The 25,627-nt window shown below is 65.3% G+C and carries 28 protein-coding genes; 15 read left to right on the top strand and 13 right to left on the bottom strand.

Translation table 11 applies throughout. The annotated features are described in order from the left end of the window. The first annotated feature begins 44 nt into the window (after positions 1 to 44). The 3 genes from frr (at position 45) to H535_RS0121865 (ending at position 2,261) form a co-directional block, all read left to right on the top strand. Positions 45 to 602, top strand: coding sequence for a ribosome recycling factor (frr, locus tag H535_RS0121875; RefSeq protein WP_026821216.1), 558 nt, complete (start codon positions 45 to 47; stop codon positions 600 to 602). Continuing rightward, on the top strand, positions 602 to 1,561 hold the full coding sequence (locus H535_RS0121870) for a phosphatidate cytidylyltransferase (protein WP_081416886.1): 960 nt from the start codon (positions 602 to 604) through the stop codon (positions 1,559 to 1,561). The genes frr and H535_RS0121870 overlap by 1 nt, the downstream gene beginning before the upstream one ends. A 121-nt stretch (positions 1,562 to 1,682) precedes the next feature. Continuing rightward, positions 1,683 to 2,261 (top strand): DivIVA domain-containing protein, encoded by a 579-nt coding sequence (locus H535_RS0121865; RefSeq protein WP_425387315.1) that lies wholly within the window; start codon positions 1,683 to 1,685, stop codon positions 2,259 to 2,261. A 52-nt stretch (positions 2,262 to 2,313) separates the two neighbouring features. Here the strand turns inward: H535_RS0121865 and H535_RS27305 are convergent, their stop codons facing one another. Beyond that, a complete protein-coding gene (locus H535_RS27305) occupies positions 2,314 to 5,151 on the bottom strand; it encodes an ATP-binding protein (protein WP_035770576.1) in 2,838 nt (945 codons plus the stop codon). A 200-nt stretch (positions 5,152 to 5,351) separates the two neighbouring features. Between H535_RS27305 and H535_RS0121855 the strand changes: the two genes are divergently transcribed. Genes H535_RS0121855 through H535_RS28785 form a run of 4 tightly spaced genes read left to right on the top strand, consistent with a single transcriptional unit; the run spans position 5,352 to position 8,417 of the window. Next, complete coding sequence (locus tag H535_RS0121855) at positions 5,352 to 6,053, top strand: DUF4386 domain-containing protein (protein ID WP_051299656.1); 702 nt, start codon at positions 5,352 to 5,354, stop codon at positions 6,051 to 6,053. A gap of 32 nt (positions 6,054 to 6,085) precedes the next feature. After that, positions 6,086 to 6,796 carry a DUF4386 domain-containing protein gene (locus H535_RS27300; RefSeq protein ID WP_081416885.1) on the top strand — a complete coding sequence of 237 codons (711 nt, stop codon included), beginning with the start codon at positions 6,086 to 6,088 and terminating at the stop codon, positions 6,794 to 6,796. Positions 6,797 to 6,845: 49 nt separating this feature from the next. Then, positions 6,846 to 7,817, top strand: coding sequence for an NAD(P)-dependent alcohol dehydrogenase (locus H535_RS0121845; protein ID WP_026821212.1), 972 nt, complete (start codon positions 6,846 to 6,848; stop codon positions 7,815 to 7,817). Positions 7,818 to 7,862: 45 nt separating this feature from the next. Next, on the top strand, positions 7,863 to 8,417 hold the full coding sequence (locus tag H535_RS28785; protein ID WP_425387314.1) for a DUF4389 domain-containing protein: 555 nt from the start codon (positions 7,863 to 7,865) through the stop codon (positions 8,415 to 8,417). Here H535_RS28785 and H535_RS0121840 read toward each other — a convergent pair. Genes H535_RS0121840 through H535_RS0121825 form a run of 4 tightly spaced genes read right to left on the bottom strand, consistent with a single transcriptional unit; the run spans position 8,316 to position 12,166 of the window. Continuing rightward, positions 8,316 to 9,842 (bottom strand): sodium/solute symporter, encoded by a 1,527-nt coding sequence (locus H535_RS0121840; protein ID WP_026821211.1) that lies wholly within the window; start codon positions 9,840 to 9,842, stop codon positions 8,316 to 8,318. The genes H535_RS28785 and H535_RS0121840 overlap by 102 nt on opposite strands. 2 nt (positions 9,843 to 9,844) lie before the next feature. After that, positions 9,845 to 10,225, bottom strand: coding sequence for a hypothetical protein (locus H535_RS0121835; protein ID WP_026821210.1), 381 nt, complete (start codon positions 10,223 to 10,225; stop codon positions 9,845 to 9,847). Beyond that, the gene (locus tag H535_RS0121830) at positions 10,222 to 10,947 is read right to left on the bottom strand and encodes a LytR/AlgR family response regulator transcription factor (RefSeq protein WP_026821209.1); all 726 of its coding nucleotides are present in this window, start codon (positions 10,945 to 10,947) and stop codon (positions 10,222 to 10,224) included. The genes H535_RS0121835 and H535_RS0121830 overlap by 4 nt, the downstream gene beginning before the upstream one ends. Before the next feature lie 19 nt (positions 10,948 to 10,966). Further along, positions 10,967 to 12,166, bottom strand: a complete 1,200-nt coding sequence (locus H535_RS0121825) for a sensor histidine kinase (protein ID WP_026821208.1) — start codon at positions 12,164 to 12,166, stop codon at positions 10,967 to 10,969. Between the two features lie 223 nt (positions 12,167 to 12,389). Here H535_RS0121825 and H535_RS0121820 point away from each other — a divergent pair, with 223 nt between their 5' ends. Both H535_RS0121820 and H535_RS0121815 read left to right on the top strand, forming a co-directional pair. Continuing rightward, positions 12,390 to 12,749, top strand: coding sequence for a DUF485 domain-containing protein (locus tag H535_RS0121820; protein ID WP_026821207.1), 360 nt, complete (start codon positions 12,390 to 12,392; stop codon positions 12,747 to 12,749). Further along, positions 12,746 to 14,362 (top strand): solute symporter family protein, encoded by a 1,617-nt coding sequence (locus H535_RS0121815; protein ID WP_026821206.1) that lies wholly within the window; start codon positions 12,746 to 12,748, stop codon positions 14,360 to 14,362. Before H535_RS0121820 ends, H535_RS0121815 begins: the two co-directional genes overlap by 4 nt. Before the next feature lie 105 nt (positions 14,363 to 14,467). On the opposite strand, the gene ald is transcribed toward H535_RS0121815, so the two are convergent. Further along, a complete protein-coding gene (gene ald / locus H535_RS0121810) occupies positions 14,468 to 15,553 on the bottom strand; it encodes an alanine dehydrogenase (RefSeq protein WP_026821205.1) in 1,086 nt (361 codons plus the stop codon). A gap of 139 nt (positions 15,554 to 15,692) precedes the next feature. After that, positions 15,693 to 16,166 (bottom strand): Lrp/AsnC family transcriptional regulator, encoded by a 474-nt coding sequence (locus tag H535_RS0121805; protein ID WP_026821204.1) that lies wholly within the window; start codon positions 16,164 to 16,166, stop codon positions 15,693 to 15,695. A gap of 160 nt (positions 16,167 to 16,326) precedes the next feature. On the opposite strand from H535_RS0121805, the gene pdhA reads away from it, so the two are divergent. The 3 genes from pdhA to H535_RS0121790 are packed head-to-tail and all read left to right on the top strand — an operon-like array spanning position 16,327 to position 19,933. After that, positions 16,327 to 17,448: a pyruvate dehydrogenase (acetyl-transferring) E1 component subunit alpha gene (pdhA, locus tag H535_RS27295; protein WP_035770575.1), complete on the top strand. Its 1,122-nt coding sequence runs from the start codon at positions 16,327 to 16,329 to the stop codon at positions 17,446 to 17,448. Further along, on the top strand, positions 17,448 to 18,455 hold the full coding sequence (locus H535_RS0121795; protein ID WP_026821203.1) for an alpha-ketoacid dehydrogenase subunit beta: 1,008 nt from the start codon (positions 17,448 to 17,450) through the stop codon (positions 18,453 to 18,455). The genes pdhA and H535_RS0121795 overlap by 1 nt, the downstream gene beginning before the upstream one ends. 5 nt (positions 18,456 to 18,460) lie before the next feature. Then, the gene (locus tag H535_RS0121790; protein WP_026821202.1) at positions 18,461 to 19,933 is read left to right on the top strand and encodes a dihydrolipoamide acetyltransferase family protein; all 1,473 of its coding nucleotides are present in this window, start codon (positions 18,461 to 18,463) and stop codon (positions 19,931 to 19,933) included. A 45-nt stretch (positions 19,934 to 19,978) separates the two neighbouring features. On the opposite strand, the gene H535_RS0121785 is transcribed toward H535_RS0121790, so the two are convergent. The 3 genes from H535_RS0121785 to H535_RS0121775 form a co-directional block, all read right to left on the bottom strand. Continuing rightward, entirely contained in the window at positions 19,979 to 20,536 is a 558-nt protein-coding gene (locus H535_RS0121785) for a DinB family protein (RefSeq protein ID WP_026821201.1), read from the bottom strand. 102 nt (positions 20,537 to 20,638) lie between these two features. Then, positions 20,639 to 20,845 carry a hypothetical protein gene (locus H535_RS27290; RefSeq protein ID WP_035770573.1) on the bottom strand — a complete coding sequence of 69 codons (207 nt, stop codon included), beginning with the start codon at positions 20,843 to 20,845 and terminating at the stop codon, positions 20,639 to 20,641. A 188-nt stretch (positions 20,846 to 21,033) separates the two neighbouring features. Beyond that, positions 21,034 to 21,531, bottom strand: coding sequence for a DinB family protein (locus tag H535_RS0121775; protein ID WP_026821200.1), 498 nt, complete (start codon positions 21,529 to 21,531; stop codon positions 21,034 to 21,036). 106 nt (positions 21,532 to 21,637) lie between these two features. Between H535_RS0121775 and H535_RS0121770 the strand changes: the two genes are divergently transcribed. The 3 genes from H535_RS0121770 (at position 21,638) to H535_RS0121760 (ending at position 23,001) form a co-directional block, all read left to right on the top strand. Continuing rightward, entirely contained in the window at positions 21,638 to 22,330 is a 693-nt protein-coding gene (locus H535_RS0121770) for a VOC family protein (protein ID WP_035770571.1), read from the top strand. 138 nt (positions 22,331 to 22,468) lie between these two features. After that, the gene (locus H535_RS0121765; RefSeq protein WP_026821198.1) at positions 22,469 to 22,669 is read left to right on the top strand and encodes a hypothetical protein; all 201 of its coding nucleotides are present in this window, start codon (positions 22,469 to 22,471) and stop codon (positions 22,667 to 22,669) included. Continuing rightward, a complete protein-coding gene (locus H535_RS0121760) occupies positions 22,666 to 23,001 on the top strand; it encodes a type II toxin-antitoxin system PemK/MazF family toxin (RefSeq protein WP_155838830.1) in 336 nt (111 codons plus the stop codon). The genes H535_RS0121765 and H535_RS0121760 overlap by 4 nt, the downstream gene beginning before the upstream one ends. A 74-nt stretch (positions 23,002 to 23,075) precedes the next feature. Here the strand turns inward: H535_RS0121760 and H535_RS0121755 are convergent, their stop codons facing one another. The 3 genes from H535_RS0121755 to H535_RS0121745 form a co-directional block, all read right to left on the bottom strand. Further along, entirely contained in the window at positions 23,076 to 24,266 is a 1,191-nt protein-coding gene (locus tag H535_RS0121755; RefSeq protein WP_026821196.1) for an FAD-dependent monooxygenase, read from the bottom strand. Positions 24,267 to 24,449: 183 nt separating this feature from the next. Continuing rightward, on the bottom strand, positions 24,450 to 24,797 hold the full coding sequence (locus H535_RS0121750) for a cupin domain-containing protein (RefSeq protein ID WP_026821195.1): 348 nt from the start codon (positions 24,795 to 24,797) through the stop codon (positions 24,450 to 24,452). Positions 24,798 to 24,840: 43 nt separating this feature from the next. Continuing rightward, positions 24,841 to 25,353, bottom strand: coding sequence for a GNAT family N-acetyltransferase (locus H535_RS0121745; RefSeq protein ID WP_026821194.1), 513 nt, complete (start codon positions 25,351 to 25,353; stop codon positions 24,841 to 24,843). Positions 25,354 to 25,627: the final 274 nt, after the last annotated feature.

The raw sequence follows: 25,627 nt of genomic DNA, 5'->3' as shown, positions 1-25,627 counted from the left end.
ACCCAGTGGCGCCCACGTGGCGTAAGAACTACCGAGGAGAAGCGATGATCGAAGAGACCTTGCTTGAGGCCGCCGAAAAAATGGATAAGGCCGTAGAGGTCGCCAAGGATGACTTCGGATCGGTGCGGACCGGCCGGGCGAATCCGGCTCTCTTCGCCAAAGTTGTCGTTGATTACTACGGCGCCCCGACTCCGTTGCAGCAGTTGGCCTCGTTCCAGAATCCCGAGGCCCGCACCCTGCTGGTCAGCCCGTACGACAAGAGCTCGCTGGGCGCCATTGAGAAGGCCCTGCGGGACTCGAATCTGGGGGCGAACCCCTCAAACGACGGAAACATCATCAGGGTGGTGATGCCCGAACTGACCGAGGAACGGCGCAGGGAATACGTCAAGGTGGTCCGCTCGAAGGCCGAGGACGCCAAGGTCTCCATCCGCAGCGTGCGGCGCAAGGCCAAGGAAACCCTCGACAAAATCGTCAAGGACGGCGACGCCGGCGAGGACGAGGGGAATCGGGCCGAGAAGGAATTGGAATCGCTGACCCGTTCGCATACCGACAACGTGGACGACCTGCTCAAGCGCAAAGAATCCGAACTGCTCGAGGTCTAATGGCACAGCAGGGGCCCGAGCCGCCTGGCTCATCCCCGGTCAACGGCCCTGGCGAGGACGGATCAGACGACGACGGTGCTGCGGTGCGGGCGGACCGCAGGTCACAGGCGACCGGACGGCGGGCGCTGCGGGCCAAGGTCTCGCCGCCGAAGGCCGGACGGAACTTGCCCGCCGCCATCGCCGTCGGGCTGGCGCTGATCGTCCTGGTGCTGGTGGGGCTGCTGATCCGGCCCGAAGCATTCGTCATCCTGGTCGCGCTGGTCACGGTCGTCGGGGTGTGGGAAGTGTCGCGGGCGCTGGCCTTCCGCAACATCCACCTGCCATTGGTGCCCGTTATGGCCGGCACCATTGCCATGCCCTTCGCCGCCTTTTATGGAGGTCCCGAAAGCCTCGGATTCGCCGTGGTGGCAAGCGCCGCAGCCGTTCTCATTTGGCGGGCACTCGATGACAGCGAAGGCGCTGCCGGGAGCATCCTCGGCGGGGTTTTCACCCTGACCTGGGTGCCCTTCCTGAGCAGCTTTGCGGTATTGCTGCTGCACGAGCAGGATGGTTCATTGAAGATCGCCACCGTGTTGTTGCTGGTGGTGGCCAACGACACGTTCGGTTATCTGGTGGGCGTGTTCTTCGGCCGCCACCCTATGGCACCGAAGATCAGCCCCAAGAAATCCTGGGAAGGCTTCGCCGGATCCGTCGCGGGAGCTGCCGTGGTGGGCATAGCCGGCACTATCCTGCTGCTGGAGGAGCCGTGGTGGATCGGCGCTGTGCTGGCCGTGAGCCTGGTATCGGCGGCCACCATGGGCGACCTGGCCGAATCAATGGTCAAACGGGAACTGGGCATCAAGGACATGAGCAATATACTGCCCGGACACGGTGGAGTGATGGACCGGCTGGATTCGATAGTGTTCGCCGCTCCGGCGGCCTTCGTGCTCATGTCGCTGCTGCTGCCCGGGCAGGTATAGGCCTGCGCCGGCCGCGCCTGCTGTGCCTGCCGGGCAACGAGCGGTGCACTCAGTATGATGGTTCCGACTCATTCTTGAATCAAACCAGCGGCGCAATGTCGAAAAACCACGAAGGAACACGGTGACAGTGGAGGAGACACGCAGTACAGCCACACCCTTCGAGCGTGTGGCACCGGGGGAGTACGGCTACAAGGTCAAACAAGTGGACCGGTTCCTGGCCAGTGCACGGCACTTCTATGAAGACAGCGAGGCCCGGCCCGTCACCAGCCGGGACGTACGGGCAGTGGCATTCGACCCGGCCCGCGGCGGGTATGAGGCCCAGGCAGTGGATGCAGCACTGGACCGGCTGGAGGATGCCTTCGCCCAGCGGGAGCGCGATCAGCTGATTGACGAGGAGGGCGAAGAAGCCTGGCTGGCTCAGATTGGCAGTGTCTCTGCCGTGCTGCGCCAACGGCTGCACCGGCCGGATGGGGAACGCTTCCGACGACCGAAGAAAAGGGGCGCGCGCAGCTACGACGTCGGCGACGTCGATGAGCTCTGCGGCCAGCTGCTGGGCTACTTCGAGGAGGACGAAGCGCTGAGCGTCGACGTCGTCCGCCGGGCCGTCTTCCGCTCGGCTGACGGCCGGGACGGCTACGAGGAGACGCAGGTGGACGCCTTCATGGACCGGGTGGTCGAACTGATGGCGGCCATCGACTGACTGCGGCTCTCAATGCGACCGCACGAATCCGGTCCACGCGCGGTGCCTGCGATTATGTGTCAGCGGCGAGGTCGTCCAGGACCCGGTGCATATAGGCCAGCGCTTGACGGCCGTCCAGCGGCTCGCCGTCGTCCTGCGGCGCGGGATCAGCGGCGATCCGGCGCACTGCCTCGGAGATCAGGGTTTCGCGGACCTGCTGTCCAAAGCCCCCGGTTGTGTCCAGATACGCCACCACCCGGGCAGCCTCGGCGAGCCGGTCCGCGGCAGCTGTCATGTTGACAAACTCGACGGCGATCATCCGGGCGACATCGACGTAGTCGGTGGCGAGCACCGTATCGACGTGGTCACGCAGCATCCGGAACGCGCGTTGCCGGTCACCCTGGTCGAATACAGCCCGCGCTTCAACTGTACGGTTCACCAGATACGTCCCGGGTGGAACGTCGATGACGGACGCCTCGGCAAAGAAGCGGTTGGCCTCGTCACGCCTGCCTTGGAATTGTGCTGAGTAGCCGAGCAGGCCCCAGGAGAAATACAGCAGGGTCGGCGGGCCTTGCCGATAGCGCTCCTTCATGGCCAATGCCACGTCGTCGAGTTCCGCGAATCGTCCGAGTCCCATCAAGCTCGAAGCGACCCCCGTCAGTTCGATGAGGCGGGCAGCATGGTCTTCGCCCTGCTGATGCAACCAGGCCACCGCTGCCGGAGAGGCCGCGTCCAGTTCATCCTGGTCCTCGTACTGGGACGCATGCGCGTACCGGGCCAAGGGGTGGGCCGGATTCCTGCCGTGTCGGTGCACCACCTGCTCGTAGCCGGCACGGTCGCCGGCCTGGGTGTGCCGCTCGGCCGCCCAGGTCAGCCAGAACACGACTCTGGTGTCGTCGGCCGAAGGTGTCAGCGCCAGGATCCGCTCCGCCCAGTCTCCGATTTCCGCCTGCCGCCGCAGGTTCACCTCGGGAACAATAGGCCGCACCAGCGCATCGGCCAGTTCCAGGTTCCCCTTCGTGCAGGCCCATTCGACGGCCGCACGGAGGTTTGGCCACAGCGCGGCGAGCCGGGCGACGCCCTCCACCTCTGCTTGTCCCATCAGCATTGAGTGAATGGCGGCGGTCTGGTTGCGGCACCACCGCCCGTGCCGCCGCTTGACGACGTCGGTGTCGGCACGCGCGGCCAAAAGACCGCCGGCAAAGTGGCGCAACGTCTCCAGCAGCCGGAACCGCGGGCCGAAAGGTCCAGGCTCACGCATCACCATTGATCTTTCCACCAGGTCACCGAGCAAGCGGTCGACGTCGACGGCGTCCACGTCCGCGCTGGCGGCCACCGACTCGGCAGCTTCGAGGTCGAAGGGACCGACGAAGACTGCCAGCCGTTCGAACAGGCTTCGTTGTCCGGTCGAGAGCAGGTCGTACGACCACTGGACGGTGGCGCGCAAGGTCCGGTGCCGGTCGGTGCCGGATCGGTTTCCGCTGGTCAGCAGGCGGAAGCGGTCGTCGAGCCGGGCCAGCAACTGGTGCGGAGTCATGCTGCGGCAGCGCGCTGCCGCCAGTTCGATAGCCAGCGGCATACCATCGAGGCGCCGGCATATCTGAATGACATCGGGCCGGTGTTCCGCCACAGATTCGCCCGACACGGCCCGCGCCCGTTCCGCAAACAGTTCCGCCGCCGCTCCGGCAGGATCCAGCGGGCCGAGGATGACTTGCTGTTCGTCAGTGATCGACAACCCCTCCCGGGACGTAGCCAGCACCCGGCTGTCCGGCGCGTGACCGGCGACCGCCCTGGCCAGTGACGCTGCCCCGTCAAGCACGTGCTCGCAATTGTCGAGGATCAGCAGGGCCGGGCGGGAGCGCAGTACCGCTATGACCGACTCCGTCAGCGTCGTTTCCGAACGTTCGATGACGCCGAGTGCCGTCGATACCGCCCGGGGCACGTCGGCCGCCGATGAGATCTCGGCCAGTTCCACGTACCAGACCGGACGGTCGCCGTCGTCCTGCCACCGGCGTGACGCCGTCAGGCCGAGGGCGGTCTTGCCGATTCCACCCGGGCCAACCAGTGTCACCACAGGCTGTGCCTCCAGCATCTCAAGGACCGTGTCACATTCGATTTTCCGGCCGAAGAGCCGTGGGGAGCGTTGGGGCAGATTCCCGCCGGGGGTCGCCGTCGCGGGCGGGCCCGAATCCTGTCCCGGCCGGTCAGTGGCCGTCTGTAAACGTTCGTCGTGGTCCAGGATCAGCCGTTCCAGTTCCCGCAGCCGCCGTCCCGGTTCGACCCCGAGTTCTTCGACCAGGTAGTGACGCGCACGCTGGTATGTGGTCAAGGCATCCGCCTGACGTCCGGCCCGGTACAAGGCGGTCATCAGCTGCGCCCAGAGACCTTCGCGGAACGGGTGGTCTGCCGTCAATTGCGTCAACGTGGGGACTGTGGTTGCCGGATCGGTATCGATGCGGCGCTCCAAATCCAGCTCTATCGTGCCGAGCCACTGCTCGGTCAGCCCGTCCACCGTTGACTGCAGGCCTGGCGCATCAACCCCGGCCAGCGGCGTTCCAGTCCACTCTGCCAGAGCCTTGTCGGCCTCGCCCGCGGCGATGAATTCACGGAACCGGTTCACGTCGACCGATTCGGGGCCAAGTTCGAGGCGGTAGGCTGCGCCGATTCGCCGGATACATTCCGGGCCAAGGTTCCTGCGCAGCGCGGCCACGTAGCCCTGCAGGGTCTTCTCCGCCGTGCGCGGTGGATCGGTGCCCCACACCGCACCAATCAGCCGGGACACCGGCACAACCTCTCCGGCTGACAGGGCCAGCGCAGCCAGCACGGCGCGGCATTTTTGCGGCCCCACGTCCACCGGCGTTCCATCGTCGCTGGCAGCCGTGACACCCGCCAAAAGACGGATCTGCACCATGGCTGCTCCTTACCCCACAGTCAGTTTCGCAGAACAGCGTGGGTCCTGCACAGATCCAGCACAGTTCCAGCACTGGTTCCAGCTCTGTTCCGGCGCTGTTCCACCAGGGCTCCACCGAAGCCCCACCGGAACTCCACTGCCGGCGCGCACTGTAGGTAACAGCGCGGCTGCCAGCCGCGGCTGCAGCCCAAGGAGCAATTATGAATTCCACCATCACGATCCGCACCGCCGGGGACCGGTGGATGCGCAACGCATGGCTCACCGCAGGGGCCGGAATGCTGTTGATGATTCCGTTGTCGGTGTTCCCCGAGCTCATCGTGTTCGAATCCCTCGTGACACCGGGCGATGCGGCACAAACGGCCGCAGATATCGCCGCTCCCGCTCAGCTGTTCCGCCTCGGGGTGCTCAGCCTGCTGGTGGTCGTAGCGCTTGATGTGGTCGTCGCATGGTCCCTCTATTACGTGTTCCGTCCCGTCAGCGAGGCCCTGTCGCTGCTCGCGGCCTGGTTCAGGCTGCTGTACTCCGGGGTCTTCATGGTTGCCATCAGCCACTTGATGGCAGTGCCGCCGCTTGTGGGTAACGGCAACCTTGTCGGAAGGGGTGCAGCGCAGCGGCAGGAGCAGGCGCTGTTGAGGGTCGAGACCTTCACCGATATCCGGGATGCCGGCCTCATCCTGTTTGGCCTGCACCTGCTCGTCATCGGTTATCTCGCCTGCCGGTCCGGGTCGGTCCCCACGGTGATTGGCATCCTGCTCGTCATCGCCGGCGCCGGGTATGCGTTCGACAGCGTCATCGCCGTGGTCTCGGCAAGCCCCTCGATCACCTTGACCTACGTGACGTTCCTTGGCGAGTTGCTGCTGGCCCTGTGGCTGGTATTCCGCAGCCGCCGTGTGTCTCACTAAAGATCTCCGCCTAAAGAAAAGGAAAGAAAGCAATGTCTACAAGAACCCTCGGACGAATCGTGGGAGCACTCTTCCTGCTTGCCTTCGTCGTCTACATGGCAGGTGGTGCGCTGGTCGATGGCGCTGCGGGCAGACCGCCAGAACTGGAGCAGGCCGGCAGCAGCACAACCCTGATCGCCACCGGGGCGGTGCTGATGCTGGCCAATTCGGCCATCGTCGCCGCCATCGGAGTGCTGATGTTTCCGGTCCTGAGGCAGCGCCATGAGATCACCGCCTGCGCCTATCTGGCGACCCGGATGTTCGAGGCAGTGCTGCTGGCAGTGGGGGTGCTGTGCCTGCTGCTGCTGATACCGCTGGCTCACGCCTACAGCTCTGCTTCGGGCGCCGAAGCTGAGGTACTCACCTCGCTGGCTGATGTTGCACAGCAAGGAAACCAGTACGCGCTCCATATCGGCATGATCGGGCTCGGCCTGGGCAGCCTGCTGTTCTGCCGTGCGCTGCTCCGTACGGGGTTGGTGCCCGGGTTCATGGCCGTCTGGGGCCTGGTCGGATACGCCACCCTCGCGGCGGGAGAGACGCTCGCACTGCTGGGGTACGACGTCGGCATGTTCCACTATGCTCCCGGCGGCCTGTTCGAGGTCAGCCTGGGACTGTTGCTGGTCATCAGGGGATTCCCCATTGGCCGGCCCGCACCAGCGGCGGATACCGCCGCGGAGACGCCGGAGGTGTCCGTTGTCCACTGAACAGCAGCAGCGTAATCTTCACTATCTTCACTGCGGCAGGAGAGAAACCATGAAAGCCATCGTGCAGGACGTATACGGCACGGCCGAAGTCCTCAAGGAGCGCCAGATTGAGGCGCCGGTGCCGGCCGCCGGTCAAGTATTGGTCCGGGTGCATGCTGCCGGCGTCGACCCCTCGGTATGGCATTTGATGACCGGCTTGCCCTACCTGCTGCGCTTCGCGGGCTTCGGGGTGCGTGCCCCCAGGAACCCCGTACCGGGAGGCGACCTGGCGGGAGTCGTGGCCGAAGTGGGCGGCAAGGTGACGCGGTTCCGGCCCGGCGACGCGGTATTCGGCATCGGCACGGGGACCTGCGCGGAATACGCGCCTGCCCGCGAGGATAAGCTTGCGCACAAGCCGGACGCCATGTCATTCGAGCAAATGGCAGTGGTTCCGATCTCCGGGCTGACCGCCCTGCATAGTCTGCGGGACTGCGCGCATGTGACGGCGGGGCAGACCGTGCTGGTCGTCGGCGCCTCCGGTGGAGTGGGCAGCTACGCGGTGCAGATCGCCAAGGCGTATGGGGCCGACGTCACAGGTGTGTGCAGCACGCCGAAGCTGGATTTCGTGCGGTCCCTCGGCGCCGACCGCGTGATCGACTATTGTCAGCAGGACTTCGCCGACGGGAGACGGCAGTACGACGTCGTGGTCGATATCGGTGGAAGCTCGCCGTTGGGCTGGCTGCGGCGGGCCCTCACCCGGGCCGGGACGCTTGTCCTCGTCGGGGGAGAGGGCGGCGGCCGCTGGTTCGGGACGACCGGCAGATCGCTGGTGGCACCGCTGATGTCTCCGTTCGTGAGCCAGAAACTGAGGATCCGCGTCCCGCGGGAGAACCACACGGACATGGCCGGACTTGCCTCCCTCATGAGCGAGGGAAAGATGATGCCCGCCATTGACCGGGTGTACTCCCTGGCCGAGGTGCCCCAGGCGATCGGCTACCTGGCGGACGGAAAGGCCCGGGGGAAGGTGGCAATCCATGTCTGAGCCACGCCAAACCAGCAGCATCATCAACGGCGCAGGGAGCGCATCATGACGTATCCGCTGGTTGTCCGTGCTGATTTCGACCCTGAGCTGCGCCGCTGGCTGCCGCTGGTGAAGTGGCTGCTGTTGATCCCGCACTACATAGTCCTGGTGTTCCTGTGGGTGGCGTTCGCCGCGGTCACAGTTGCCGCGTTCGTCGCCATCCTCTGCACTGGCCGCTACCCCCGGCCATTGTTCGAATTCAACCAAGGCGTGTTGCGCTGGACCTGGCGGGTCTCCTACTACGGATACGGGGCCTTGGGAACCGATCGCTACCCACCGTTCAGCCTGCATGTCGACGGGGTGGTGGGGACTCATCGCAGTGAGCGTGCTGTTCGCGGCGGTGGCGTTGCTCTTCACCGGCCGCTAGCTGCACTGGGGCGGGAGTTTGTTCGACCTGGTGATCGGGATGAACCGCTGGGTGCTGCGCGTCGTGGCCTATGCGGCCTTGATGACCGACAGCTACCCGCCGTTCCGCCTGGACGAGGTCGAGCGGTCGGAGCGCCCGGAGCGCCCGGAGCGCCCGGAACGCTCCGGCATGTGAAGCCGGACGAGTATCGCTGAGACCGCGGCCGGTTTGCGCCGCGGTGTCAGCCGGGACACGATAATCATCACCGAGAACGCCACTGGAACAGTCCACGCCGCCGGCTGGGCCAACAGTTCAGCTGCCGGCCCGGCCGGCAGGTCCAGCACCGCAGCGGAGAGCACAGCGGCGCCGCACAGCGTTCCGCCGGCGGCCATGCCCGCCACAGCGCCGGCGTCCGTCAAGCCCCGCCACCAAATGCCCAGCAACAGCAGCGGCGCGATCGTGGACGCGGTGAAGGCAAAGACCAGGCCCACGCTGCCGGCCAGGCCCAGCGACTCGGTCATCAGCGCCAGCGCAAACGGGATGACGGCCGAGACCAGGGCGCCGGTGCGGAAGCCCAGCACACCGCCGTCGAACACATCCTGGCTGATCACACCGGCCGAAGAGACCAGCAAGCCCGACGTCGTCGACAGGAAGGCGGCGAAGGCGCCGGCGATGACCAACGCGGACAGCAGCGTTCCGGCTGCCCCGTCCACCAGGGCACCCGGCAGCAGCAGCACTGTCGCATCCGAGGCGCCGGAGGCAGCCAATTGGGGCACATAGAGCCGGCCCAATACGCCATAGATGGTGGGGAAGAGGTAGAACAGGCCCAGCAGTGCCAGCACGATCAAGGTGGTCCGGCGGGCCGAGCCGCCGTCGGGGTTGGTGTAGAAGCGGACCAGCACATGCGGCAGCCCGAGGGTGCCCAGCAGCAGCGAGAAGGTCAGCGACACATTGCGGTAGGTGGACGGGTCTTCGGCAGTATTCATGGCCTGCTCGAAGACACTGCCGCCGGCGGTGATCGGCTGGCCCGTATTGCCCAGGACCAGCAGCGCGAAGACGACCGGCACGGCGATGGCGGTCAGCTTCAGCCAGAACTGGAAGGCCTGGGCGAATGTAATTGACCGCATCCCGCCGGCCACCACGGAGATGCAGACGACGAGCGTGACGACGGCGGCGCCCACCCAGGACGGCAGGCCGGTGGCGATCCGCAGGGTCAACGAGGCTCCATGCAGTTGCGGCACAATGTAGAGCCAGCTGACAACTATCACCAGCACGCTTGTGGCACCACGCGCGGGGCGGGAGGCGAGCCTGGCTTCGGCAAAGTCGGGGACCGTGTAGGCGCCGGACCGGCGCATCGGGGCGGCGACAAAGAGCAGCAGCATCAGGTATCCGGCGGTATAGCCGATGGGAAACCAGAGCCCGTCCACCCCGGACACCAGCACCAGCCCTGCCACCCCGAGGAAGCTGGCCGCCGACAGGTACTCCCCGCCGATGGCCGAGGCATTCCACCACGGCCGCACCGTCCGGGACGCGACGTAGAAGTCGCCGGTGGTCCGTGAGATGCGCAGCCCGAAGACACTGATCACCACTGTCATCACCGAGACCGCGGCGACGGCGGCAAATCCCACCCATGGGTTCATTGCTACCGTCCGTCCACCAGGTCCCGGTACCGCGACTCGTTCCGGCCGGCGTTGCGGATGAACAACCACGCGCACAGGCACATGAACGGGTAGATCAATGCGCCAAGAATCAGCCAGGACACCGGGATGGTCAGCACCGACAGGTCCGCCAGCACGGGGAAGACCGCCAGCAGCAGCGGCACGGACAGCAGCACCAGCACGAATCCGCCGGCGACCACCAGGGCCAGGCGCAACTGCGCCCGCATCAGCGAACGGACGAAAACGTCGCCGACGGCGCTGTGCTCGGCGACTTCCCGGGCCACCGGGAACCGGGCCGGGGCAACTGTTGCCTTGGACCGAGGGGCGGTGACGCGCACCCGGGCCGGCTTGTCGGCATCGCTCACGTGTGCGGCCTGACCCGGGTGGTTTCGAGCATGGCGCGCAGCTGTGGCAGGTGGCGTCGGCTGACGGGCAGCTGGGTGCCGTCGACCGTGACGCTGCCCTGGGGCGCGGTGAGCTTCACCGCGGTCACGTAGTTCATCGACACCAGGTAGGAACGGTGGATGCGGACGAAGTCCAGCTCTGCCCACTGCTGCTGCAGGTCGGTCAACGGAACCCGGACCAGATAGCTCGCGTCGGCGGTGTGCAGCCGTGCGTAGTCCCCCTGGGCCTGCACGTAGCGCACGTCGTCGAGCCGGATCATCCGGCTCGTTCCGCCCTGGTCGACGGTGATCATCGAGTTGCGGCCCGCTTCGTCGTCGTCCTCGCTCAGCTGCGTCACCCGGCGCACGGTCTCGGTCAGCCGTGCCGGACGCAACGGCTTGAGCAGGTAATCGACTGCGGCCAGGTCGAACGCTTCCAGCGCCAGGTCTTCGTCAGCGGTGACGAAGACGACGGCGGGCGGATGGGTGAAGCGCGATATCACCCGGGCAATGTCGAGCCCCGACAAGGTGGGCATATGGATATCGAGGAACAGTGCGTCGACGTCGTTTTCCTCCAGGGCGCGCAGCGCTTCGGCTCCGCTGGTGGCGCGGTGGATAGTGCCGATCCGCTCGTCCTGACAGAGCAGGTAGGCAAGTTCCTCCACGGCGGGGACTTCATCGTCCGCGACAACGACGTTCAGCATGGCTTATATCTTACTTCTCTCACGGCTGGTTCTCCGGTTGGAATTTCGGCACCCTCAGGGTGATGAGAGTTCCGGCTCCGGGCGCGGTGTCGATCACCAGGCCGTTGTCGTCTCCGTACACCTGCCGCAGCCGGGCGTCGACATTCCGCAGCCCCACATTATCGCCGGTCGCGTGGCCGCCCAGCACCGACCGCAGATGCGCCGGATCGATCCCCACGCCGTCGTCCTCGATGGTCACCTGCGCGTACGGGCCGGCATCCTGGGCCTTGATCTCGATATGCCCGGTGCCGTCCTTTTGCTGCAGACCGTGCCTGACGGCGTTCTCCACCAGCGGTTGCAGGGACAGGTAGGGGACCACCGTGCCGAGCACTTCCGGACCGATCTGCAGGCTGACCTGCAAGCGCTCGCCAAACCGGGCTCGTTCGAGCAGCAGATACCGGTCGATGGCTTGGAGCTCCTCGGACAGGGTGGTGAAATCACCGTGCCGGCGGAAGGAATACCGGGTGAAATCGGCGAACTCGACCACCAGTTCACGCGCTCTGGCCGGATCCGTGTGGATGAAGGACGCGATGGCGTTCAGCGAATTGTAAATGAAGTGCGGGCTGATCTGGGCCCGCAGCGCACGGACCTCGGCCTCCATCAACTGGTTCTTCGACGAGTCCAGGTCTGCCAACTCGACCTGGGTCGACACCCAGGCGGCCACTTCGTTGGTGGCACGGACCAGTCCCGCCCTCACATGCGGGGCAAACACGCCAACCGTTCCCACCACGCGGGCTCCCACGCACACCGGCGCGAATACCGCCTCGCGCAGCGCGGGCAGGGAAGGGTCGCCGTCCCCGGTGCCAAGATCCCGGCAACGGAAGACCTGGGTGCGGCCGCTGGCCAGCACCTTGTTGGCCGGGCGCATGACGAATGCCTGATCGGCGTCGCCGGGCCCGTCCCAGGCCAATTGCGTCGATTCGTCGGTCAAGGTGAGCGCGCCGCATTCGAGCAGCGACCGCAGGTGCCTGCTGGCCTTTTGCGCCCCTTCCGGATCCAGGCCGCGGCGCAGGTACTTCGAGGCCAGCGCCGCGGTGTGCAACGTGGCGTAGGTGGCCCGGTCCGCGTCGCTGCCCAGGTCCCTGGAACGGGATAACCGGAAGCCGACGACGGCCACCAGCAACGCGGCGGCCAGAACGATGACGGCGATGGCCACCAGCTCGAGCGCGGATATGGGCATGACAGCCACCATAACGGCACGGCCGGGTGCCGCGCCTGCGGCTGCCGTTCATCGTGTCAGCCGACCGTTCGGCGCAATGGTCCGTCCGTCCACCGATGCAGTCGACGCAGGTGGTGGCACCCGGGTATTCGATCAAGGAGAGTGATGGCAGTCACAGCAGCGTCCACGGCGGCAGATGCCGCGTTCCCCGTGGCGCACGTGCCCACCTTCGAAGGAGGAACCCATGGGGCAAGACACCCCGCCCACAGAAGAAGAGATGGAAGCCGCGGTCGACTTTCGTGAAGTACAACGCAGCGAACAGTTCCAGACCTTGCGCAAGCGGCACCGGAGTTTTGTGATTCCGATGGCGGTTGCGTTCCTGCTCTGGTACTTCCTGTATGTGCTGCTCGCCGACTACGCCCACGACTTCATGTCGACCCCGGTGATTGGCAACATCAACATCGGGCTGATCCTTGGGCTGCTGCAGATCGCTACCACCTTCGGGATCACCATGTGGTATGTCAGCTACGCCAACAAGCGCCTTGATCCGGTGGCAGCCGACATTCGCCGCGACCTGGAGCAGATCACGGAGGAAAACAAATGATCAATATCGCCACACAGACGGCGCAGTCCGAAACTGTCGGCTCCCCGTGGGTGAACATCACCATTTTCGCTGTCTTCGTGGGTATCACCCTGGTGGTGGTGCTGCGGGCCAGCAAGAACAATAAGACAGCGGCCGACTACTACGCTGCCGGACGTTCCTTCACCGGCCCGCAGAACGGCACTGCCATCGCCGGCGACTACCTGTCGGCAGCCTCGTTCCTGGGGATCTGCGGCGCCATTGCCATCAATGGCTATGACGGCTTCCTGTACTCGATCGGCTTCCTGGTGGCTTGGCTGGTGGCACTGCTGCTGGTCGCCGAGATGATGCGCAACACCGGCAAGTTCACCATGGCCGATGTGCTCTCCTTCCGGCTCAAGCAGCGTCCGCTGCGGATCGCCGCCGCCATCACCACGCTGGCGGTGTGCTTCTTCTACCTGCTGGCCCAAATGGCAGGCGCCGGTGCGCTGGTCTCGCTGCTGCTGGGCATCACCGAGGAGATCGGCCAGTCGCTGGTGATCACCGTCGTCGGCGCGCTGATGATCCTCTACGTACTGGTGGGAGGCATGAAAGGCACCACCTGGGTGCAGATCATCAAGGCCTGCCTGCTGATCGCCGGTGCGGCCGCGATGACCGTCTGGGTGCTGGCCATCCATGGTTTCAACCTGTCCGAGCTGCTCGCCCACGCCGTCGAGACGGCCGGAACGTCGGAGATCCTCAACCCCGGCGGTGCCTACGGCGAGAACGCGACCACCAAGCTGGACTTCATCTCGCTGGCGTTGGCCTTGGTGCTCGGCACAGCGGCGCTGCCCCACGTGCTGATGCGCTTCTACACGGTGCCGACGGCGAAGGAAGCCCGCCGCTCGGTGGTCTGGGCCATCTGGCTGATCGGACTGTTCTACCTCTTCACCCTGGTGCTCGGGTACGGCGCCGGTGCCATGATCGGCCCGGAGCGGATCGCCAACGCGCCCGGCGGGGTGAACTCGGCGGCGCCGCTGCTCGCCTTCGAACTCGGCGGCCCGTTGCTGCTTGGCTTTATTTCAGCGGTGGCCTTCGCAACCATCCTGGCGGTGGTTGCCGGGCTGACCATTACCGCGGCGGCGTCCTTCGCCCATGACATCTACGCCAATGTGGTCCGCAAGGGCAAGGTCTCGCCCGATGGCGAGGTGAAGGTCGCGCGGCGCACCGTCGTCGTCATCGGCATCCTGTCCATCCTCGGCGGCATCGGGGCCCAGGGGCAGAACGTGGCCTTCCTGGTGGCGCTTGCTTTCGCGGTCGCCGCCAGCGCGAACCTGCCCACTATCCTGTACTCGCTGTTCTGGCGCCGGTTCACCACCAGGGGAGCGGTGTGGTCCATGTATGGCGGACTGTCCGCGGCGATCATCCTGATCGCCTTCTCGCCGGTGGTCTCAGGAACCGAGACGTCGATGATCTCTGCGGTGGACTTCGCCTGGTTCCCGCTGAGCAATCCCGGCCTGGTGTCCATCCCGCTGGCGTTCGTGCTGGGCTGGCTGGGAACCATTACCGATCCCAACAAGGAGGACGTGGTCAAGCAGGCCGAAATGGAGGTGCGCTCGCTGACCGGCGTCGGGGCCGAAAAAGCCACCGACCACTGACGCATCGGACCGCGCCGGACAAGACCGCGCCGGACGCAATGACGGCCCTGTCGGCAGCTTCACTCGAAGCCACCGGCAGGGCCGTCCGGCGTGTTTGCTGCCCTGCTACAGGCCGTGGGCGGTGCGCACCGGTTCGTAGGTGACCTTGCCGTCCCGGGTGTTCAAACCGGACGAGAGCTGGGGCAGCCGCTCGACCGCGGCGTCGAAACCGGCCGCAGCCACCGCCTTAATGTAGGGCAGGGTGGCGTTGGTCAGCGCGAACGTGGAGGTGCGCGGCACGGCACCCGGCATGTTGGAGACACAGTAGAACACCGCGTCATGGACCAGGAACGTCGGGTCGGCATGGGTGGTCGGGCGTGAATCCTCGAAGCAGCCGCCCTGGTCGACGGAAATATCGACCAGCACCGCGCCGGGACGCATTTTCGAGACCAGATCGTTGGACACCAGAGTCGGCGCCTTCGCGCCGGGTACCAGCACCGCGCCGATGACCAGGTCCGCATTGGTGACGGCCTGCTCCACCTCGAGCACATTGCTGGCCACGGTGCGCACCCTGCCGGCGTAGAGCTCGTCAATCTCCCGCAGCCGGTTCAGGTTGGTGTCCAGCACCGTGACGTTGGCGTGCATACCCACCGCCATGGCGATGGCGTTGGCACCTGCCACCCCGCCGCCAATGACGACGACGTCGGCCGCGTGGGTGCCGGGGACACCGCCCATCAGTACACCGCGGCCGCCATTGGGCTTGAGCAGCGTTGAAGCGCCGGCCAACGGTGCCAGCCGTCCGGCGACTTCACTCATCGGAGCCAGCAGGGGCAGCGAACCATTCGGCAGTTGTACGGTTTCGTAGGCGATCGAGGTGACATTGCGCTTGCACAATTCCTCGGTCAGGTCCCGGTTGGCGGCCAAATGCAGGTAGGTGAACAACGTCAGGTCCTCGCGGAACCGGTGGAATTCCTCGGCGACCGGTTCCTTGACCTTCAACACGATCCCGGCCCGCTCCCATGTTTCGTCGGCAGTCGGCAGAATGGTCGCCCCGGCGCCCTCATAGTCCTCATTACTGATGGACGAGCCGGCCCCGGCATCGGTTTCGACATACACCTCGTGGCCTTCGGTGACCAGATCCTTGACGCCGGCCGGGGTGATGGCCACCCGGAACTCATTGTTCTTGACCTCGCGTGGAACACCAATACGCATCGCACACTCTTTCTAACGACCCGCAGTACGCAGCAGGCGTCACCATACGCATATGGCGGGCGCTTGGGCGTCATTGCGGGCAAGCATTTACCTAGTCCGTCGAGCATAACCCGGCAGGGCCGCCGTTGCGGAACAGCCGCTATGGTGTGCGTGGTCCCCTGGCCAGCAGCGGCTCGACGCGGAACGGGACGAGTTCGCCCATCGCTAGAGAGGTGTCTGTCCGTTCCACCCCGTCGATGCCGAGGATCTTGCCATTAATGCGGAACAGGTCTTCGGCGTCGACGGCGACCACCCGCATCAGCAAATCGGCCTGCCCGGCCAGCCCGTAGGCTTCGATCACCTCCGGAATCCCGGACAATTCATCGGCCACCTGCTGCAGTTTTTGCTGCTGCACGTGGACGGATATAAACGCCATCAGCGGGTATCCGAGCGCGGCCGGATTGATCCGCCGTTCGAAGGACAGGAACACCGACATTCTTTCAAGCTGGGCCATCCGTGCCTGTACAGTGTTGCGGGAGAGGCCGAGCTTCTGGGCCAGTGCCACGACGGTGCGGCGCGGGTCCTTGGCGAGGGCGGTCAACAGACGGGTGTCGGTACCATCTATGGCATGCATAGTGCGCAACGGTAGCACGCCAAGGCGTGATAAAACTGGGCAATATGCTCAGTTTTTCGTCGGCACGTTGTACTCATTGAGTCCCGTGAGTATCGTCACACGTACTTTGACGATGGAGTCAGCATGGCTGCGGAAGTGACTGCAGCGCCCAAGACGACGGATGAAGGTTGCGTGCACTGTGTCCACACATGACAGCAGTTCTGCCGACGACGGCGGGCTTGTCCAGTTGTTATTGCCGGACGGCGAACGCATTGCCGATGCCGGCTACGACAAGTGGGTTGCCGACGTCGACGACGACCAGTTGAAATCCCTGTACGAGGACATGGTCGTGGTCCGCAGGATCGATACCGAGGCCACCGCCCTGCAGCGCCAGGGTGAACTGGGACTGTGGCCGCCATTAATCGGCCAGGAGGCAGCCCAGATCGGTTCGGGAAGGACCCTGCGCCAGGACGATTTCGTTTTTGCCAGCTACCGCGAGAACGGGGTGGCCTACTGCCGGGGGGTGGAGTACACGGACCTGCTGAGGGTTTGGCGCGGGCATACCCATTCCGGCTGGAATCCCTACGACATCAATATGGCGCCGTCCCAAGTGATTATCGGCTCGCAGACGCTGCACGCCACCGGCTACGCGCTTGGTTGCCAGCAGGACGGCGTCGACACCGTCGCCATCTCATACTTTGGGGACGGCGCGACCAGCCAGGGCGACCCCAACGAGGCAATGGTGTTCGCCGCCAGCTTCCAGGCCCCGGTGATTTTCTTCTGCCAGAACAACCAATGGGCCATCTCCGAACCGGTGGGGCTGCAGGCGCGGGCTCCGATCGCCTCGCGCGCGCCGGGCTTCGGCATCCCAAGCATGCGGGTCGATGGCAACGATGTCCTGGCCGTGATGGCTGCCACTCGCATTGCCCTGGACCGGGCCCGCAGCGGCAACGGACCCACCTATATCGAAGCGGTCACCTACCGGATGGGGCCGCATACCACGTCCGACGATCCGTCCCGGTACGTCGACGTGCTGGAGCGCGAAGGCTGGCAGGCGAAGGATCCAATCAGCCGGTTGGAGGCATACTTGCAGAGCCGGGGCCTCCTCACCGATGAGTTCACCGGTCGGGTCAACGCCACGGCCGATGACGTGGCCGCCAAGGTCCGCGAAGGCTGCCTGGGACTTGAACCCCCGGAGCCACTCAGCGTCTTCGACCATGTCTACTCCGAGCCGACGTCGTGGCTTGAGCGGCAGAAGGACGAGTACGTGCAGTACCTGCAGACATTCGAAGGAGGGCAATAATGTCGTCGATGACATTGTCGCGGGCCATCAACAGTGGGCTCCGCAGGGCCCTGGAGGACGATCCCAAGGTGCTGCTGATGGGCGAGGACATCGGCACGCTCGGCGGTGTCTTCCGGGTGACCGATGGGCTGCAGAAAGACTTTGGCGCGCACCGGGTGATGGACACTCCGCTGGCCGAGGCCGGCATTATCGGCACCGCCGTCGGACTGGCCTACCGTGGCTACCGGCCGGTGTGCGAAATCCAGTTCGACGGATTCATCTACCCCGGCTTCGACCAGATCATCACCCAAGTGGCGAAGCTGCACTACCGCACCGGCGGCGCGGTGAAGATGCCGCTGACCATCCGGGTTCCCTTCGGCGGCGGCATCGGCGCGGTCGAACACCACTCCGAATCGCCCGAGGCTTACTTTGCGCACACCGCCGGCCTGCGGGTGGTCAGCTGTTCCAATCCGCAGGATGCCCACACCATGATCCGCCAGGCCGTTGCCTGCGACGACCCGGTGATGTTCTTCGAGCCCAAGCGTCGCTACTGGACCAAGGGCGAGGTCGATGAGGAAATCACCGGCCAGACCCCCTCGATAGACAGTGCCGCCATCGTGGCCGCCGGCGACGACGTCACCCTTGTCACCTATGGCCCGCTGGTGGCCACCGCCCGGGACGCCGCCATCGCCGCCTCGGACGAGGGCGTCTCGGTGGAAGTGATCGACCTGCGGTCGCTGTCGCCGATCGACTTCGCCACCGTGGAGGCCTCCGTCCGCAAGACCGGCCGGCTGGTCGTCACCCACGAGGCATCGCAGTTTGGCGGCATCGGCGCCGAGATAGCCGCCAGCATCACCCGGCGCTGCTTCTACTACCTGGAAGCTGCCCCGGAGCGCGTGACCGGCTTTGACGTGCCGTATCCGGCCGCCGAGCTCGAAGATCACCACCTTCCGGATCTCGACCGAATGCTCGACGCCGTCGACCGCGTGATGGACAGGCACAATTCGTTGAGCGGCCGGGAGGGCTGAACCCCATGATTAAGGACTTCAAGCTTCCGGACCTGGGCGAAGGGCTGACCGAGTCGGAAATCGTCAAGTGGCAGATTGCGGTGGGGGACACCGTCGAACTGAACCAGGTGATTGCTGAAGTGGAGACCGCCAAGGCAGTGGTCGACCTGCCCTCGCCATTCGCCGGCAAAGTCACGGCCCTGCACGAGGCCGCGGGGGCAACCGTGCAGGTGGGTGCCCCCATTGTCAGCTTCGACGTCCCGGCCGAGGCAGGCGCCGATGACTCCGGCGACGGCACAGCTGCCGGCAGCGGTGCGGATAGCGAAGGCGGGACGCCCGAAGCCAAGCCCGAGCGCCAGTCCGTGCTGGTCGGGTACGGCCCCGCCGCGGAGAGCGATGGCCGTCCCAAGCGGCGTCGTCGTTCCGGGAACGGCGGTGGCGCCGGGTCCGCCGGAGTCGCACCTCAGGCCACGGCTGAGCCGACGCCTGAGTCCGCCACCAAGCCCACACCTGAGTCCGCCCCCGAAGACCCGGCGGAGGCAACACCGGCCGCTGCGTCGCCGGCCCAGGCTGCGCCGGCCGCAGCGTCGTCGAACTCAGCCGCATCCAAGCCCGCGGAACGTCCCCGCTCCACCCCGCCGGTGCGCAAAATGGCCAAGGACCTGGGCGTGGACCTGACTCGGGTCACCGGAACCGGCCGGGACAGGCTGATTACCCGGGCCGATGTGCAGGCCTTCGCTGACACCGCAGCTGCGCCGGAAACGCCCGGCGCGCAGGCCCCGCGCTCCGGAACTGCCGAGCGCGAGGTGCGGATCCCGATTAAGGGCGTCCGCAAGCACACCGCCGCTGCCATGGTGAGGAGCGCATTCACCGCTCCGCATGTCTCCGAGTTCCTCACCGTCGACGTCACCCCGACTATGGAACTGCTGGCAAAGCTGAAGGATTCTTCCGCCTTCGCCGGATACCGGTTGACCCCGCTGACCATTGTGTCGAAGGCACTGATGGTCGCCCTGGCCCGCAACCCGTCGCTGAATTCACGATGGGATGAAGAAAACGGCGAGATCGTTCAGATGAACTACGTCAACCTGGGCATCGCGGCGGCCACCCCGCGGGGACTGGTGGTTCCGAACATCAAGGACGCCGAACAGCTGAGCCTGACCGGGCTGTCCACCGCCCTGACCGACCTGACGGAAACCGCCCGGGCCGGGAAGACGAGCCCGGAGAACCTCTCGGGCGGCACCATCTCCATTACCAATATCGGCGTCTTCGGTATCGACGCCGGTACGCCCATCCTCAATCCGGGCGAGGCTGCGATCCTGGCCATGGGGGCGGTCCGGAAGCAGCCCTGGGAGTACCAGGGCGAAATCGCGTTGCGGCAGATGATGACGCTGAGCCTGTCGTTCGACCACCGGCTGGTCGACGGCGAGCAGGGCTCGAAGTTCCTGGCCGACGTCGGCGCCATCCTCGCCGAGCCGGGCATGGTGCTGACCATGGTGTAGCGGCTTCTGGAGGATCCCGGGAGTTTCTGTCCCTCGGCTGCTTCGCTACTGGCCCACCCGGCCGTCAATACACTCGCGCAACAGGTCGGCGTGCCCGCAGTGGCGGGCATACTCCTCGGCCCTGTGCACGTTCAGTTCCCGGACAGCGATCCCGGCCTGTCCGAGGCGCTCACCCAGGTCGTGCCCGGCCAATGCGTCGTCGGTCGAGGCCTGCTCGCGTGCCAGATCAGCGTACGCCGCGTCCACTTCGTCCTGCCCCGCGACGGCTCCGTCGAAGTCCGCGTCTCCGGGGCCGTACAGCTTCGGCACCGAGTCGGCACCACTGATCCAGTTACGCCAGTCCCGTTCCACCTCGGCGAGGTGCCTGATCAGGCCGAGCAGCGACATCGTCGACGGCGGAACCGACCGACGGGCCAGCTGTTCGGCATCGAGCCCTTCACATTTCATCCGAAGGGTGAAGCGATAGCTCGTCAGGTAGTCCTGCAGCGTCTCAAGTTCGCCGTCCGGGCTGACCCCTTCGCTGTTGCGTGGATCGTCCGCCGGATCCGCCCACATGTCGGGATAGACAGTGGCCCGGGTCCATCGTGCCGGTGTTTCACCCATGCACTCCATTCGTCCCTGAGCGCCAAGTCCGCCAGCCCCGACGATGCTGGCGCCATCGTTGCCAAGCCGGGGACAGCGCCGGCCCGGGCGAGGCCGGACAGCTTACCGGGCAGTGGTGATCGGCTCTGCAACTGTGCACACACGGGCGAGCCGGAGGTCTGTGGTCAGCAGCGGTGCGTCCAGACGTGTGGCCAGAGTGACATAGAGGGCGTCGACAAGGCGTACTTTGTCCCGAAGATCCCAAGCTGCTGCCAGCAGGTTCACGAGAACGGAAGCGTCGACGACGACGTTCTCGACGGGCTCAGGCACGCGCCTCCATCTCGGCCCGCGCGGCATCGAGGGCATCAAGGGCGCTCTCATGCGAAACGGTGCGTTGACGACGGGGCAGACTGGAGAGCCAGGCGTCGGTTGCATGGCGTTCCAGCTCAGCAGCAACGGCTGCTTGTGTCAGCGCAGAGACGTTCAATTTTTCGGCGCGGCCGCAGCGGGGCTCATCGTCAGGCCAACTGACGTCGGACGTCGAGCAGATGGTGGTTGACCTCGTGCACGGTGTGTATGGCGACCCAGCGCAGTGACCGTTGAGCTTGCCGTGGGTAGTTGTACACGACCCGTCGGTCCCAGTCCTCAGGACTGAGCCGCGTGAGGACGTTAACGAACAGCTGCGCTGCCATCGTGAGCTGGCCGGCTACGTCAACCGGTTGCTGCTCTGCATAGCCATCGTGGTCCACGCGTTCGTCGCGGCCCATCGGGTCGAAGGACGGTCGGTGTCGGCGGCGGGCGGCAAGCACTCTCTCGCGTTGCACCAGTAGCATGTCGCGGACATGGCAGCCGTATTCCAGCGGGGACCATTGAGTGGGCTCTCGCCTGCTCCGCATATCGGTGCCACTGTCCTGGAGAATGGCGTCGAACTCGGCGGCGCCCTTCGTGATCAACGCAGGGGCATTCGGCGCGTTGGGCAAGTCATACTCGAAGCCGCATTCCCCACAGCGATCCATACCGGAACTTTAGCGCGAGGTGGGAAACCGAGGATAGGAGCGCGGCCAATGCCTCGTTCAGGGATCCGCTTCCGGGGGCGAGTGTCCGGGTTGGTACGTTGTCTCAATGAGTGAACGAACGATCCCGATTTTGACGTGCCGCAACCTTGACGACGTCCTCCCGTTCTACGAGGCGCTTGGTTTTGTGGTGACGTTCCGGCAAGAACGGCCGAACCCCTACCTGTGTTTACAGCGGGGCGATATCGACATTCATTTCGCGTCTGTCGCTGCCTTCGAGCCGGAGGACTCGCTCGGGAGCATTATCCTCTTGACGTCCGATACCGGACGCCTTTTCGACGAATTCGCTGCAGGCTTGAAGGAGCGTTTCGGGAAGCTGCCGGTGGCTGGGATCCCCCGGATCACTCGCCCGCGTCGGAAGCAAGGAACTGCGGGTGGGTTCAGCGTTATCGACCCGGGTGGGAACTGGATTCGCATCAGTTCAAGTAATGACGAGCAGGACGAAGCGACAGGTGTCTTCAAGCGGGTCATGTTGAATGCGGCGCGTCAAGGCGATGCTCGTGGGGATACTGCTACCGCCATCTCTGTCCTTGAAACTGGTCTTCACCGACATGCTGACGCCCGACCGGTCGAGTGTGCACCCGTCCTTTCATACCTCGCGGAACTGCTGATTCGGAACGGCCAGACCCGCCGCGCCAACGAAGTCCTCTCAGAACTCCAAAGCCTTGACCTAACCGAATCGGAGAAAGATGCGGTATCCGACGAGATCGCCGCGGCAGCTGAGCTCGCGAAGAACCTATGACAGCGAAGTTGGCCAATGTCAGCATGACCTCCAAGCAGCCCTTCCCAGGGGCCGATACGTCTCAGGTGCCGATTCGCTGACGGGCTCATGTGGGCTACCGGTGTTCAACATTTGTCAAACGTGGCTAAGATGGGTGCCATGTCTACATCGATCGGTTTCCGTCCGACGCCGGACGACGAGCGCATCCTGCGCGAGGCCGGGCAGCCCGGCGAGAGTACCTCGGACACGCTCCGCCGCGCGCTACGGCTGCTGGATCACGAACGCTGGCTGGCTGAGTTCCGCGCAGACGCTGATGCACTAAAGGGCGAGGACGTTAACACGGAGCCAGAGGCCTGGTGATCCGCGGGGCCGTGTACCGGGTCGACCTTGGTCGCCCGCGGAGCCACAAGCAGGGCGGCAAGCGATTAGGTCTGGTCCTATCCCCGTCGGACTCGCCACTGTCTGTTGTCACCGTGGTTCCTACGTCCACCTCGGCCGGCTCATCCGTCCATCGTCCCGAGCTCGAAGTCGCTGGTCGATTGACGCGCATGCTGGTCGACCAGATCCGCTCGATCGACGTGGATTACGTCGTCGGTGACCCCGTCGACTACCTCATCCGGGATCAACTTGCAGAGGTCGAGTTCGCGCTGGCCCACTACCTCGGAGTCCAGGACGTTAGCCCACCCAGGTAGTCATAGATGGTGCCCGCTGAGGGATGGCTCAGCGGACACTCCGCTGGGCAGATCCGGCAGTAGTTCGGTCGGTGTCAGTGTGGGTTTGGGGGTGGGCGCCATCGCAGCACCTGGCTGCCGGCTTTGGCGGTCGCCGCTGGCGGCATTATCCGCATGGCGGCATCGCGTAAGGCTTGTGACCAGCGCGTTCGGAGGTCGGCGCCGACCCGCTCGGTTAGTCGTGAGCGCTGGGCGATTGCCTGTGTACGTGGCCGGCGGGCCTGGTCGAAGCGGGCCATGGCGTCGCTCAGGTCAGCGCCGACGTGGACAGGTGCGGCGATCATGCGACCAACGCAGACGGCGTCCTCTAGCGCGGTGTTGGCGCCTTGGCCCATCGTGGGTAGCATGGCGTGCGCCGCGTCGCCAATGACCACGACCCGTCCGTGTGTGTAGGTAGGGAGCGGGACAGTCAGGTGGTACACGTCTTGCCGTATGAGCTGTTCGGGTTCCGTTGCACCGACGACGCGCTGGACGTCGAGGGGCCAGCGGGCGAAGTGCCGGCGCGCGGCTGCGAGCTCGTCGTGGATCGCGGTGTCGGCAGGATAGTGGAAGTAGCCGTACCAGTAGACCTCCCGGTGACTGATCCGCACGGCGCCGAACTCGGTGCCCGGTCCCCAGGTGATGGTGAAGCGTTCGTCCACGTCATTGGTGGCGCTGATAACTGCGCGCCAGCTGGTCTTGCCGCTGTAGGCAAGCCGGCAGTCCGGAAACAGCTGGGTGCGGACGGTGCTGCCGATGCCGTCTGCGGCCACCACGAGATCGGCCCAGGCGGCGTGCTCGCTCCCGTCCTTACGCCAGGTGACTCGCGCCGCCGCGCCCGCGGGGTCGCCGGCCTCGACGGCGCGAACTTGCGCCCCCGTCAGCAGTTCGGCTTCTCCCGCCGCGGTTGCCAACGCTTGGTGCAGCCGTCGGCGGTGCACCCCGCAGACCCAGTTCATCGAGTCAGGGTCGCCGCGGGTATCGGGGATCCTCAGCAGCCAGCGGCCGCGATAGTTCCGGGTGCCGGCAACAAAGGCCTGGTACCCCGCCGCATGCACCGTCGTACCGGCGCAGATGCCCTCCAGTGCCGCCATGCCATTGCGGGTGATTGCCAGGCCGGCGCCCACTTCCACATGATCCTGGCGTTGCTCTAGGACGGTGACCCGCCAACCGGCCCGCACCAGGCCGGCAGCGGCGGCTAGACCGGCAATTCCTCCTCCGACCACGATCGCGGTACGTTGATCCACCCTTGCAGCGTCTCACACCCATGCAGCCGACCCGGACCAGCCTTCGAAGGAACTCCAGCCACGTCGACGCAACCGAATGACAACCGTACGCACCGAACAGTGCCTTGACGTGTGTCAGCCACCGATGGCGACCGGAAGCGGAGTCGACTCCGTAGCTCGCGTGATTGAAGCTGCACCATCCGCTCAGTGCGGTTTGCCGCAAATCGCGACGAAGCTTAGCCCGCCGCTGCCCGCTCGAAGTTGCCGCGCTGACTCGACGGTTACTCCTACGAAGAGCCCTGGCTGAAGCGGGACGGGTTCGTCGTCAACGAACGCCCAGCCATCGCCGGAGACGATGAAGTAAAGATCCTCGACTCCGTCGTCGAGGTGATCGTGACGCACGGTTTCGGCTTCCGGCGGCAACTCGACCTTGTAGACCTCGAAAGCGCTGATGCCGAGGGCTTCGCTTACACGCTTGTCGAACGGGCTCGCGGCGGGATGGAGGCCCGGCCCCGTGGCCACCGTCGCCGGATCAACGATCTTGTACGCCATATAGGGGAGACTACCCGGAGACAGCACCCCGGTTGCGGATCGGCTAATGAGTCGTCGGGAAGGTCATTCCGAGGACGGTTCGAACAGGGAATGCGCCTCCATGGTCATCTTCGATGAATCGCATGCCGATCTTCTCCGCTACCCTTTGGGACGCGACGTTTTCCGGATGAGTGATCGCAACAAGTTCGGTTACTCCCAGCGATTCTCGCGCGAAGTCCCGGCACGCCGCTGCCGCCTCCGTCGCGTAGCCATGCCCCTGCACATCGGCTCGCATGTGATAGCCAACTTCCGGCATCGGCCGGCCGTTTACCTCCTGCCAAGTCAGCCCACAATCCCCGAGGAAACCACCATTGTGTGTTTCCACCATCCAGAGGCCATGCCCGTGTTGTGCATAGTTTTGCTGATTCCAGTCGATCCATGCACGAGCGTGATCCCTCGTCTTGGGTTCAGGATAGTAGGTCATCACGACGGGATCACCAAGCAGAGCAGCTATCTTGTCGAGGTCGTCCGCGGCCATAGCGCGAAAGCGCAAGCGTTCGGTGTCGTTTGGTTTCACCGTGCCATCCTACGAGGTGTCCCACTTCGCCATCGGCATACGGGGCGCGCCGCCACGCTGCCCGCTCAGGAACGGCCAGGCATTGTCTCTACGTCGTCGCGTTCTAGTCTGAGAACGTGAATACTGCTAACCCAACCTCAGAACGGCATCTGTGTTTTGAAGCGCTAAGGATGGCTGTAGATCGATGGGAACGAGCAACAGCCCTGTCAGGGGAACTCCAGGTCTCAGAGGAAGCATTGCGATTTGGGGCCGTCGGTGAGGCTCTGTTCTGGGC

Origin of the sequence: Arthrobacter castelli DSM 16402 (genome assembly GCF_000430705.1) — a bacterium.
GTDB lineage: Bacteria > Actinomycetota > Actinomycetes > Actinomycetales > Micrococcaceae > Arthrobacter_C > Arthrobacter_C castelli.
Note: the sequence above shows the minus strand (reverse complement) of the source record. Positions and strands in the feature narration are given on the sequence as shown.